Raw genomic sequence first — 11272 nt, 5'->3', positions numbered from 1 at the left:
AACAGGCTGTTGACCAAAGTCCGCTTGCGGGCGGCGGGCAGGCTGAGGATCATTGTAGGCCCGCCCCCTGCAAGGCTCCATGCTTTATGTCAGTACTGTCCCCCTGGGCCGCCTACGAGTGGGCGCTTGCCAATAACGACTTCAAACAGGATTCCGCACAGGAGCGCGCTGCCCGCGCACTGGAAGCCTGCCATCAGGGCCTGCACCACTGGCAGGCCTGGCCCGGCACCAAACTGCGCCAGCCACCCCGTGGTGTCTATCTGTGGGGTCCGGTAGGTCGCGGTAAAACCTGGCTGATGGACTGTTTCTACAAAAGCCTGTCACTGCCTGCACGGCGTCAGCACTTTCATCATTTTATGCGCTGGGTGCACAAATGCCTGTTCGAGCTGACTGGCACACCTGAACCACTGCAGGTACTGGCCAAACGCCTGAGTGATGAAATCCGTGTGCTCTGTCTGGATGAGTTTTTCGTCGCCGATATCGGCGATGCGATGATTCTGGGCAGGCTGATGCGCATGCTGTTCGACCACAAAGTGGTGGTAGTGACGACCTCCAACCTGCCCCCCGAACGCCTCTATGCTCACGGCACCCATCACGACCGCTTCGATCCGGCCATCAAGGCGATCCGTGAACACATGGATATTCTGGATGTCGATGGCGGGGAAGACCACCGTCTGCATCCCGGCCCGCGGGTGCAGCGCTACTGGCAGCACACTGAAGATGCCGGCGGCAGTGCACTGGCGGCCGTATTTGAGCAGCTGCGCGGTGACGCCCCCTGCGATCAGCAGGCGCTGCAGCTGGGTCGCAGCGTGACGGTGATACAACGCAGCAGCAACGTAGTGTGGTGCAGTTACCGCGAGCTGTGCGGCAAACCGCTGTCGGCCAATGACTATATTCGCCTGTGCGATGAGTTCAGCCAGATTCTGCTCAGCGATGTACCCTGCCTGAGCGCGCCGGAGGAGGTGCAGTACATTGCCCGAGGCACCGAGGATGCCGTGGAACAGGTCAAAACCGGCGACCGGGTGCTGCCTAATCTGTCCAAACAGGATGATGGCGCGCGGCGCTTTATCGCCCTGGTGGATGAGTGCTATGACCGTGGTATTCCACTGTATATCGAAGCGGAGGTGGCCATGAACGAGTTGTACCCGCGGGGCTATCTGTCGTTCCCGTTCCAGCGTACCCTGAGTCGCCTGAATGAAATGCAGCGCCAGCGTTTCGGCAAGAATGTGCTACAGGCCTAACGGAGAATCTTATGCACTCAGCCCGCCGCCCTCTGTCACCCCTGATGCTCAGACTGCGCGCCCACTGGCGCAAGCTCGGAGGCGCAGTGCTGGCCACCCTGCTGTTCAGCCCCGGCAGTCAGGCGGCAGGGATTGATCCGGCGGCGGAATTCTTCGCCACCCTTTATCTCAACACCTGTATGCGTTATGTCGGTGACGCACAGACCCTGCGTAATCAGCTGTTAAAGCAGAAGCTGCCCGCGCTGAGCAAAGATGAGGCCGCCTTCTTCCTCGAAAACCAGAAAGGCGAAGCCTGGTCCGTCCCCTCCGCTGCCGGCAATTTCGTCCTGTCCATTCGCCGCGATGGCATCTGTGCCGTGTTCGCCGAACGTGCCAATACCGCCACCACCGAAGCCCTGTTCAACTCGCTGATGGTCAAGACTCCCAATGGCCTGCAGGCGCTGAAGGTGCGCGACACCGCCCGGCAGGGCAACCTCGGCACCGTACGAACCATGGAATACCGCTGGTTCGCCGCGGGCAACAACAAGGCCCTGCAGTTTATTCTGACAACCCTGCCCGCCGCCGATGCCAGGGTGCAGGCGATGGCCACCTCGTCCACGGTCACTAGCGGGGTGCGCTGATGCCAGCAGCAGTCTGGCTGCTGCTCCTGATCCGCCATTACTCGGGGCAGTCTGCCTCAGTGTCGTAACCGGTGTAGTAATACCCCCGCCACAGTGGCTTATCCTGATATGCCTGAACGGGCCATACACTGAACTGCACGCCTTCCCCTGTACTGCAATAGCTGAAGTGGGCATTGCGCAGATCAGGCTCAGTGAGCCTGATCTGTTCATCGCTCACCCTGCCAATGGCCAGCTCCACTGGCTCGGTCGTGGCAACCCTGTAAAACTGGTAACCCGCCGCCTGATTAACCTTCCTGCGGTCATCCATCAGGGCAAAGCACTGACTGCTATCAGTCACTTTCGACTCCACTGTGCCACTGATCGTGGTCTGCGGTTCATCCAGCAGCACCAGCTGAACCTTGCTGCCTGCTACCAGCCCGGCATTTTTAATCGCCAGACACTGGCCATGCAGCCAGCCCAGCTGCTGATCCAGCGAGGCAGGCTCAGCGGCGCATCCTACTGCTGGCAACAGCGCTATAAAGACAGAGAAACAGGATTTCATCCTTACAACATCCTATTTGCCGTTGAATAGCTTAAGGGAGAGCGAACGTATCCGCCTCCCATTCACTTATGCTCAATAACGATAAGTTACTGAACTCTTATTCTTTTAAAATCCGGTGCAGATGCTGCTAGAGTAGCCCACCCTGTACAGACAGGCCGGTCTCACCGACAGGTGCGGGTTTGTCGCCTATAGTTGTCGCAAGCATGTTTACTTGCAGGATTTATGGAGCTTCTGTTTATGAAACCGATTCGTTCTCTGCTGCTGTTGGGTGCGCTGGCACTGGCGGGCGCTGCCCATGCTGCTGATGCACTGGATCAGATCAAGTCTTCCGGCGTGTTCAAGATCGGCACTGAAGGCACCTACGCGCCTTTCTCCTATCACGATACCGATGGCACCCTGACCGGCTTCGATGTGGAAATTGGCGCGGCCATTGCCCAGCGTCTGGGCGTCAAGGCCGAGTTTGTCGAAGGCAAGTGGGATGGTCTGATCGCCGGTATCGACGTCAAGCGCTACGACGCGGTAATCAATGAGGTGTCCATCACCGAGGCCCGTAAGGCTAAATACGATTTTTCCGAGCCCTATATCGCTTCCAAAGCGGTGCTGGTGGCACGTGAAGACGATGACAGCATGAAGAGCTTCGCCGATCTGAAAGGCAAACGCTCTGCCAACACCCTGACCAGTAACTTTGGCAAGCTGGCCGAGAAATACGGTGCAGAAGTGGTCAGCGTGCAGGGCTTCAATGATGCCGTAGAACTGGTCCTGTCCGGTCGTGCCGATGCCACCATCAACGACAGCCTGTCCTTCCTCGACTTCAAGAAACACCAGCCCAAGGCCAGGCTGAAAGTCGTGGCGGCCGAAGCTGATGCCGATCACGCCGGTGTGCTGATCCGCAAGGACAACCCCGAGCTGCTGGCCGCGATCAACAAGGCGCTGGCAGATATGAAGGCGGATGGTACCTATCAGGCCATCTCCCAGAAGTATTTCGGCGCGGACGTTTCCCAGTAAGCCTTTCACGGTATGCGGCGGCTGCAGATGATAAGCACCGCTGAACGTCGCTCCGCCCTGAGTCCCTCATTGCTCTGATGAGGGACTTTTTCATTTTTACGCTGTTTGCATAAAGGGAAAACGAGCCATGCCTGACTGGTTACAGTTAATGATCGATTCCTTCCCATCCCTGCTGTATGCCGGGCTGGTATTCACCATTCCCCTGACGCTGCTGTCGTTCGTGCTGGGGCTGAGTCTTGGCTTTATCACGGCGCTGTCGCGCCTGTATGGCGCGCTGCCACTGGTACTGCTGGCACGTTTCTATGTCTGGCTGTTCCGTGGCACACCGTTGCTGGTGCAGCTGTTTCTGATTTTCTACGGGTTGCCCAAGGTCGGCATTGTGTTTGACCCCTTCCCGGCGGCACTGATCGGCTTCACCCTCAACGTCGGTGCCTATTCATCGGAAATCGTCCGCGCCGTGATCGAGTCGGTGTCCAGAGGGCAGTGGGAAGCCGCCTATTCCATTGGTATGAACTGGACTCAGGCGATGCGCCGTATCATTCTGCCGCAGGCCACCCGGATTGCCGTGCCGCCGCTGTCCAACACCTTTATTGCGCTGGTCAAAGACACCTCGCTGGCAGCGGTACTGACGGTGCCTGAGCTGTTTCAGGCAGCACAACGCATTGCCTCGACCACCTATGAACCGCTGGTCATGTACACCGAAGCAGCATTGCTCTATCTGCTGTTCAGTACCGTGCTGTCGTGGGGTCAGACCCGTCTGGAGCAGCATTATGGTCGCCATGCCACTCATCTGGGAGGTCAGTCATGATCCGTCTGCAACAGATCGACAAGTACTTTGGTGACAGTCATGTCCTCAAAGGCGTGGACCTGACCCTCGCCGAAGGCAGTGTAACGGCACTGATTGGCCCCTCCGGTAGCGGCAAGAGTACCCTGCTGAGGTGTGTTAACCTGCTCGAATGGCCACAGTCAGGCTCGCTGCAAATTGGCGAGGAAAGCCTCACTTTCGGTACCGACCCCAAACACCAGCGTCAGGCAGCACAACGGCTGCGTCGTCTGACCGGCATGGTGTTTCAGAACTTCCAGCTGTTCCCGCATCTGACCGTCATCGACAACGTCATGGAAGGGCTGATTACCGTACTGAAATGGGACAAGCCGCGTGCTCAGGCACGGGCGATGGAGCTACTGACCAAGGTCGGCATGGCACACAAGGCCGACTTCTGGCCAGCAACCCTGTCCGGCGGGCAGCAGCAACGTGTGGCCATTGCCCGGGCGCTGGCGCCGTCACCCAGGGTACTGCTCTGTGATGAGCCGACCTCAGCACTGGACCCGGAACTGGCGGTGGAAGTGGTAGAGGTGCTGAAGCAGCTGGCAAAGGAAGGCACCACCATGCTGATGGCCACCCATGACCTGAAGCTGGCCGCCAGCACCGCCCATCAGGTGGTGTTTCTGGAACACGGCAGCATCGTCGAATCCGGCGAGGCACGGCAGGTGTTTACCCAGCCCAGACATCCGCGTACCCGTGACTATGTATCGACTCTGGCCGGGGAGTAACCCCTGAGAACATCAACACGCTCTGGCAGCGGTGACGCTTCACCGCTCACCGCGCAGACCCGACGCCATGCTGCTGAGCAGCGGCGCTGACAGGGTGGCACCGGCTACCCGCCGGTCATTTCCGCCCGGCTGCGATCCTCCAGCCGGCGCCAGAGCTGCGCCACGCTGGGCTTGTCTAGCAGGTTACAGCGATACAGGCGAATCTCCAGTGGTGCCTGCCACTGCTCTCCGCCACAGGGCACCAGACTGCCCTCTTCCAGCTCACGCTCGATACAGAGCTTGGGCATCCAGGCGACGCCCAGCCCCTGCAGTGCCATGCCTTTAAGCCCTTCTGCCATAGCGGTTTCATATACCGTGCGCAGGCGCAGATTCAGCGGGTGATTCTTCATCAGCAGACGCACAGTACGACCAAGAAAGGCGCCATGGGTGTAAGCCAGCAGCGGGATGGAGCCTTCACCGGGCTGGTCCAGCACGTATTTGGGGCTGCCGTCCGCATTCGGCGCGCATACCGGCAGCATCAGGGTGTCAGCCAGACGCAGGGACGGAAAGGTGGTGGCATCCAGTTGCAGGGTGGCATAGGAGTCGTAGTACACCAGCATCACGTCGCATTCCCCTTCGCGCAGGGCATGAATGGCGTCTTCCACGTTCATCGCCACCAGCCGCACTGACAGCTCCTGCATCACATCACTAAGGGTACTGATCCAGTCGGGAAAGAAGGTAAACGCCAGCGAATGCGCGGCGGCCACTTCCAGCACCTGTCCTTCCCCGGGCTGCAGGCCACGCAGACGACGGATACTGTCGCGCAGCTGACCCATCACCGAACGCGCGGTGACCAGAAACAACTGGCCTTCTGGCGTCAGATCAATAGGTGTGGAGGAGCGATCTACCAGCGTCACCCCTACCGCCTGCTCCAGTGCACGAATCCTGCGACTGAACGCAGGCTGGGTGACAAAACGCCGCTCCGCTGCCTGTGAGAAGCTACGGGTTGCCGCCAGCGCCAGAAAGTCTTCCAGCCATTTCGATTCCAGATCCATCCTGCCCCCTGATGCGGTCCTTATGGCCCTCATCCATCTGTCGAAAAAACACTCTACATTAGCGTATGCCGATATTGCATACGGCAGTGCACATTAGCATTGGTCAACCTCAACGCCAACCCCGACAATAGCCGCCATCGCAGCCACCACACTGCACATCACCCGAGAGATTGCGAAACATCATGATCCCCAGCCCTTCAGTTCAGGACGACATTCAGGCGCTTCCCCACCGTATCGAAAAAGACCTGCTCGGCACCCTCGCGGTACCGGCCGAGGCTTACTACGGTGTGCAAACCCAGCGCGCTCTGGAGAACTTCAAACTGACGGGCGTGCCGCTGGCCCACTTCCCCAAACTGATCCTCGGTCTGGCGATGGTGAAGAAAGCCGCTGCCGCGGCCAACGCCGAACTGGGCATGCTGGAACAGGTCAAAGCCGAAGCCATTGCTCACGCCTGCGACCGCATCATCAACGGTGAATTCCACGATCAGTTCGTGGTCGACATGATCCAGGGTGGCGCGGGTACTTCTACCAACATGAATGCCAATGAAGTCATCGCCAACGTGGCGCTGGAATACCTGGGTCATGCCAAAGGTGCATATAAACACTTGCACCCTAACAATGATGTCAACATGTCACAGTCCACCAACGACGCCTACCCGACGGCGATCCGCGTGGGTCTGCAACTGAGTCACGCCGAGCTGGTCGACAGTCTGGCGCTATTAAAAGAATCGTTCGCCCGCAAAGGCGAAGAGTTTGCTGATGTGATCAAGATGGGCCGCACCCAGTTACAGGACGCGGTACCCATGACCCTGGGCCAGGAGTTCCGTGCGTTCTCCATCACTCTGGGTGAAGATATTGACCGCATCGCCAACCTCTACGACCTGCTGCGAGAAGTGAACCTGGGTGGCACCGCCATCGGTACCGGCATCAACGCCGATCCGCGTTATGCACCGCTGGCGGTCGCACACCTGTCCAACGTTTGTGGCCACTCCATGCGTCTGGCCAATGACCTGATCGAAGCCACCTCCGACATGGGTGCCTTCGTATTGTTTTCCGGTATGACCAAGCGTCTGGCAGTCAAACTGTCGAAGATCTGTAATGACCTGCGCCTGCTGTCCAGCGGACCGCGGACCGGTCTGAATGAAATCAATCTGCCGCCACAGCAACCCGGCTCGTCGATTATGCCCGGCAAGGTCAACCCGGTTATCCCTGAAGCGGTCAATCAGGTGGCCTATCAGATTATCGGCAACGATCTGGCCATCACCATGGCGGCCGAAGCCGGCCAGCTGCAGCTGAACGTGATGGAACCCTTGATTGCCTACAAGATCATGGAATCCATGCGCATGCTGAAGCGCGCCATGGACATGCTGCGTGAGCGCTGCATCGATGGCATCACCGCCAACCGCGAGCATTGCAAGGCGCTGGTGGATGGCTCCATCGGTCTGATCACCGCGCTGAACCCCTACATCGGCTATGACAATTCGACCCGTATCGCCAAGGAAGCCCTGATCAGCGGCCGCGGTGTACTGGAACTGGTACGCGAGGAAGGACTGCTGGATGAAGCCCTGCTGGCCGACATCCTGCGTCCGGAGAACATGGTTAACCCACGGGTACTGGGCAATCACTAAGCCCGGAATCTGAACGCTTTCTGGTCGGGACTTCTCCGGTTTCCGACCTCCTCCCTCGCTACCGTGGAGGGAGACCTTTTTCATAAGCAAGTATGTCTCGTCAATCGTTCGCGGGACATATTATTAACCGCCCTGCTCTTCCTGTCTGAGCAGGGCATTTTTTTGCCTGTCTGTTTTGCCAGCCCCCTCTCAGCGTCCGCCCAGCACATCAATAAAGCTGCCTGTCGTATAGGATGCCTTGTCCGACGCCAGCCACAGAATTGCTTCTGCTACTTCCTCGGGATATCCGCCACGCTGCAGCGGAATCTGCGGCGCCAGCCGGTCTACCCGCCCGGGCTCACCACCTGCCGTATGAATATCGGTATAGATAAAACCGGGACGGACACCATTGACGCGAATCCCCTCGGCAGCCACTTCTTTGGCCAGCCCGAGGGTCAGAGAATCCACTGCCCCCTTGGAAGCGGCATAGTCGATGTATTCGTTAGGCGAGCCGGAACGGGCCGCGCCGGAGGAGATATTGACGATACTGCCGCCGGGACCACCGCGCCGGGTCGACAGACGTTTAACGGCCTCGCGGCAGCACAGAAAGGTACTGGTGACGTTGGCCGCCATCACCCGCTGCAAACGCTCGACACTCATGTCTTCCAGCCGCATCTGGGTCTCCAGAATACCGGCATTGTTGACCACACAGGCCAGCTGCCCCCAGCGGTCGATAGCCGCAAACAGACGCAGCACATCGGCCTCCTGACTGACATCCGCCTGCACGACCATGGCATCGCCACCTTCGCGTTCAATGTCAGCCCGCACCGTCTCGGCGGCCACATGATTGTTGAGATAGTTGATACAGACGGCATAGCCGTGACGGGCCGCCAGACGGGCTGTCGCCGCGCCGATACCGCGACTGGCACCGGTGATCAGCATGATCGGATGCATGGAAGTCTCCTGAAATGAGGTTGCTGCCATTAAGGTGAGGGCCACGCTATCGCAGCGGCAGCGACCAGTGCAAGCATTACACCTGCCCCAGTGTCTGGGAGTCCGAGCCCATGCCGATGCTGTAGATTTCCACCCGGTTGCGGCCATTGCGCTTGGCCTGATATAAGGCCTTGTCAGCGCGGCTGATAAGCTGTTCGACACTGGCAATATCACGGCCACGGGGAGAATGGACAATGCCGGCACTGACGGTGAAATGCACCGTCTGGCCCTGCTCATTGCGTACCGAGGCCAGCTGTTCAATCTCGCCACGAATCTCTTCTGCCAGCGTGATCACCTCCTGATGCGCCAGCTGCGGCAGGATCAGGGCAAACTCTTCCCCACCATAACGTGCCGCCAGTTCGCCGGTACGCTGGGTATAGTGCAGCAACACCTCTGCCAGCGCACGCAGACAGTCATCACCGGTCAGATGGCCCTGCTGATCATTAAGCTGTTTGAAGTGATCCACATCGATCATCACCAGCGCCAGCCCGTGCCCGTGACGATGGGCACGATTGAACTCGGCCTTCAGCTGCGCATCAAAGCTGCGCCGGTTGGCCAGCCCGGTCAGGCCATCACTCTGTGACAGGGTGCGCAGTTCGGTGTTGGCCGTACGCAGCCGGTTGGTCAGGTCGCCGTACTCCTCCACTGCCCGGCAGATGGTATCCAGCTCATGGAAACGCACCCGCGGCAGGCGGATCGCCGCATGATGATGCTGCACCGAACGCAGACCACCGAGAGCCATTTGAATCGGTCGCAGCACCAGCCGGTGCAGGGTAAAGAATGCCACGACCGTCCCCGCCAGCAGCACCGCAAACAGCAGCAGGCTGTAGCGTTGCAACAACAGAGCATCGGCCCGTACGTCCTCGGCCACCTGTTTGGCCCTGAATGCCGCATCAGTCGTGAGGTGATTAGACAGGCCGCGCTGCATATCCAGCACGTCGGCAAAGACATCACGGGCCTGACTGTCCAGCAGCATCTCGCGGCTCAGCAAGGTTTCCAGAGTCTGCAGCTGACGCCGCAGCGCCGAGCGGCTGACCTCGTCCAGGCTCTGACTGGCCAGCGTCACTTCTGTCTGACGCACCTCCTGCAACAGATCCTGAGTATGCGGATCAAGAGCGGTCAGGTGGATAGCCTGCAAGGGTAACTGCTGCAGGACTTTATCCAGCACGGGTAAGGGCGCCGCCAGCTGGCGTGATACCTGTATCCAGTAGTCGTGCAGCGCTTCGGCATGGCTGCGAATGCTGTCTTCCAGACCACGCTGCTCCGTACGGATACGGATCAGCTGCTGGATGCCGTCAAGAATGGTGGCGGTGCCGCGGCTCAGCTCCTCATCCTTATCCAGCTGAATGCCCTGCACCAGTACCTGGGCTTCCAGCCGGTTATCGCGCTCGGTGCGCGCATCCCGTGACCAGAACACATTACTGACGTAGCGGCCGAGGTCCTCCAGCTTGATGGCATTGCGCTGGGTTTCAACGATGGTGGGGATATGCACATCGCGGGTCTGCACCGACTTGTGGGCAATATCGCCCAGCAGGGGAATGGCAAGCCAGGCCGTCGATCCCAGACACAGGACCACCAGCGCCATCAGCCACAACGAAACCGCCATCAGCCGGGGTCGCCAGTGCCGCAGCCGCGCCAGGGTGCTCAGCGGCGGCTGGGGGTGAGGAGGCGCAGCCGCCTGTTCTCTGGTGTTCGGCATCTAGAACACGCTGAAAGGAAAATACTTGCGGTTGATACGGTCATAGTCACCGTTCAGACGAATGTTGTTGATCGCCTGATTGATGCGCTGAACCAGCTCGGGATGCTGTTTACCGACAGCAATGTGGGCGGTGGAGTTGAGCTTGCTGGTATCCAGTGGGTAGTTGATGAAATCATACTGCTGCCCCGCCGGACTTTTGAGAAACATCAGGATGCTGATGGAATCCGCCAGCACCAGATCGGCCTCCCCCTTGGCCAGTGCCGTAAACACATCGGGCTGGGTGGGGGGCGTCAGTACCGTGCTGTCGGGGTACTCCGAATGCAGATAGGCCGCCTGGATGGTCCCCGACTCGGCAGCCAGCCTCATCTTGCTGAGGGACACCGGCGACAGATCGGCAAAGCGGCTGGGGTCACCCACAAAGGAAGAGTGAGAGCGGTAGTAGGTATCGGTAAACAGTGCCTGATTACGGCGCTCGGGTGTGTCGGCCATGCTGGCCACCACCACGTCATAGAAACCGGCTTCGAGGCCATCCAGCAGTTTGCCCCACTCGACGGCCACAAAGTCACAGTGGACCTTCATGCTGTTGCACAGTGCCTTGCCGATATCGACATCGAAGCCGACCAGATTGCCCTGCTCGTCAATATAGTTGAACGGGGGGTAGGCGCCCTCGGTGGCAATCCGCAGTGACTCCGCACGTGCCGCCGATGTCCAGCCCAGACTTAAACAGCACAACAGCAATGCCATCAGCGGCATGTTCAACATCGCTTTTCCCACACCCGTTCTTCCCAAACTGTGGCACGGTCATGCCCGGCCCCTGCGATCCACCTGTTTCAGTATAGCCATCGGCCACCTTCAGGGCAGCGGCAATACCGGCAAAAACTCACCCTATTACGCAGTAAAACCCGCCTGTTGGCGGCATTTGTACATTTTCCCGGGATAACTGGAAGCCATCGTCAGCAGGCCATATACATTCACTCACTG

11 protein-coding genes are annotated in these 11272 nt (G+C 59.1%); 6 read left to right on the top strand and 5 right to left on the bottom strand.

Features of this window, described 5'->3' with window-relative positions; all coding sequences use genetic code 11:
• The first annotated feature begins 86 nt into the window (after positions 1 to 86).
• Complete coding sequence (gene zapE / locus QCD60_RS12530) at positions 87 to 1241, top strand: cell division protein ZapE (RefSeq protein WP_279785727.1); 1155 nt, start codon at positions 87 to 89, stop codon at positions 1239 to 1241.
• A gap of 11 nt (positions 1242 to 1252) precedes the next feature.
• Positions 1253 to 1861, top strand: coding sequence for a hypothetical protein (locus tag QCD60_RS12525; protein ID WP_279785725.1), 609 nt, complete (start codon positions 1253 to 1255; stop codon positions 1859 to 1861).
• 37 nt (positions 1862 to 1898) lie between these two features.
• On the opposite strand, the gene QCD60_RS12520 is transcribed toward QCD60_RS12525, so the two are convergent.
• Positions 1899 to 2402 (bottom strand): hypothetical protein, encoded by a 504-nt coding sequence (locus QCD60_RS12520; RefSeq protein ID WP_279785723.1) that lies wholly within the window; start codon positions 2400 to 2402, stop codon positions 1899 to 1901.
• 237 nt (positions 2403 to 2639) lie between these two features.
• Between QCD60_RS12520 and QCD60_RS12515 the strand changes: the two genes are divergently transcribed.
• The 3 genes from QCD60_RS12515 to QCD60_RS12505 all read left to right on the top strand — a co-directional run bounded on the left by QCD60_RS12515 (position 2640) and on the right by QCD60_RS12505 (position 4958).
• The gene (locus QCD60_RS12515; RefSeq protein WP_279785721.1) at positions 2640 to 3407 is read left to right on the top strand and encodes an amino acid ABC transporter substrate-binding protein; all 768 of its coding nucleotides are present in this window, start codon (positions 2640 to 2642) and stop codon (positions 3405 to 3407) included.
• Positions 3408 to 3534: 127 nt separating this feature from the next.
• Entirely contained in the window at positions 3535 to 4215 is a 681-nt protein-coding gene (locus tag QCD60_RS12510; protein WP_279785719.1) for an ABC transporter permease subunit, read from the top strand.
• Positions 4212 to 4958, top strand: a complete 747-nt coding sequence (locus QCD60_RS12505) for an amino acid ABC transporter ATP-binding protein (RefSeq protein WP_279785717.1) — start codon at positions 4212 to 4214, stop codon at positions 4956 to 4958. Before QCD60_RS12510 ends, QCD60_RS12505 begins: the two co-directional genes overlap by 4 nt.
• Before the next feature lie 104 nt (positions 4959 to 5062).
• Here the strand turns inward: QCD60_RS12505 and QCD60_RS12500 are convergent, their stop codons facing one another.
• A complete protein-coding gene (locus QCD60_RS12500) occupies positions 5063 to 5992 on the bottom strand; it encodes a LysR substrate-binding domain-containing protein (RefSeq protein WP_279785715.1) in 930 nt (309 codons plus the stop codon).
• Between the two features lie 182 nt (positions 5993 to 6174).
• Here QCD60_RS12500 and aspA point away from each other — a divergent pair, with 182 nt between their 5' ends.
• Positions 6175 to 7620, top strand: coding sequence for an aspartate ammonia-lyase (gene aspA / locus QCD60_RS12495; RefSeq protein ID WP_279785713.1), 1446 nt, complete (start codon positions 6175 to 6177; stop codon positions 7618 to 7620).
• A 189-nt stretch (positions 7621 to 7809) separates the two neighbouring features.
• Here aspA and QCD60_RS12490 read toward each other — a convergent pair whose 3' ends face one another.
• The 3 genes from QCD60_RS12490 to QCD60_RS12480 form a co-directional block, all read right to left on the bottom strand.
• Positions 7810 to 8553, bottom strand: a complete 744-nt coding sequence (locus tag QCD60_RS12490) for an SDR family oxidoreductase (RefSeq protein ID WP_104152747.1) — start codon at positions 8551 to 8553, stop codon at positions 7810 to 7812.
• 76 nt (positions 8554 to 8629) lie between these two features.
• Positions 8630 to 10291, bottom strand: coding sequence for a GGDEF domain-containing protein (locus QCD60_RS12485; protein WP_279785710.1), 1662 nt, complete (start codon positions 10289 to 10291; stop codon positions 8630 to 8632).
• Entirely contained in the window at positions 10292 to 11053 is a 762-nt protein-coding gene (locus QCD60_RS12480) for a transporter substrate-binding domain-containing protein (protein ID WP_279785708.1), read from the bottom strand.
• Positions 11054 to 11272: the final 219 nt, after the last annotated feature.

This window comes from Pokkaliibacter sp. MBI-7, assembly GCF_029846635.1.
GTDB lineage: Bacteria > Pseudomonadota > Gammaproteobacteria > Pseudomonadales > Balneatricaceae > Pokkaliibacter.
Note: the sequence above shows the minus strand (reverse complement) of the source record. Positions and strands in the feature narration are given on the sequence as shown.

Coding starts and splice junctions, on each gene's coding strand:
- QCD60_RS12485 (WP_279785710.1), bottom strand. CDS start 10,291: ATGCCGAACACCAGAGAACAGGCGGCTGCGCCTCCTCACCCCCAGCCG.
- QCD60_RS12520 (WP_279785723.1), bottom strand. CDS start 2,402: ATGAAATCCTGTTTCTCTGTCTTTATAGCGCTGTTGCCAGCAGTAGGA.
- zapE (WP_279785727.1), top strand. CDS start 87: ATGTCAGTACTGTCCCCCTGGGCCGCCTACGAGTGGGCGCTTGCCAAT.
- QCD60_RS12510 (WP_279785719.1), top strand. CDS start 3,535: ATGCCTGACTGGTTACAGTTAATGATCGATTCCTTCCCATCCCTGCTG.
- QCD60_RS12480 (WP_279785708.1), bottom strand. CDS start 11,053: ATGTTGAACATGCCGCTGATGGCATTGCTGTTGTGCTGTTTAAGTCTG.
- QCD60_RS12515 (WP_279785721.1), top strand. CDS start 2,640: ATGAAACCGATTCGTTCTCTGCTGCTGTTGGGTGCGCTGGCACTGGCG.
- QCD60_RS12500 (WP_279785715.1), bottom strand. CDS start 5,992: ATGGATCTGGAATCGAAATGGCTGGAAGACTTTCTGGCGCTGGCGGCA.
- QCD60_RS12525 (WP_279785725.1), top strand. CDS start 1,253: ATGCACTCAGCCCGCCGCCCTCTGTCACCCCTGATGCTCAGACTGCGC.
- QCD60_RS12505 (WP_279785717.1), top strand. CDS start 4,212: ATGATCCGTCTGCAACAGATCGACAAGTACTTTGGTGACAGTCATGTC.
- QCD60_RS12490 (WP_104152747.1), bottom strand. CDS start 8,553: ATGCATCCGATCATGCTGATCACCGGTGCCAGTCGCGGTATCGGCGCG.
- aspA (WP_279785713.1), top strand. CDS start 6,175: ATGATCCCCAGCCCTTCAGTTCAGGACGACATTCAGGCGCTTCCCCAC.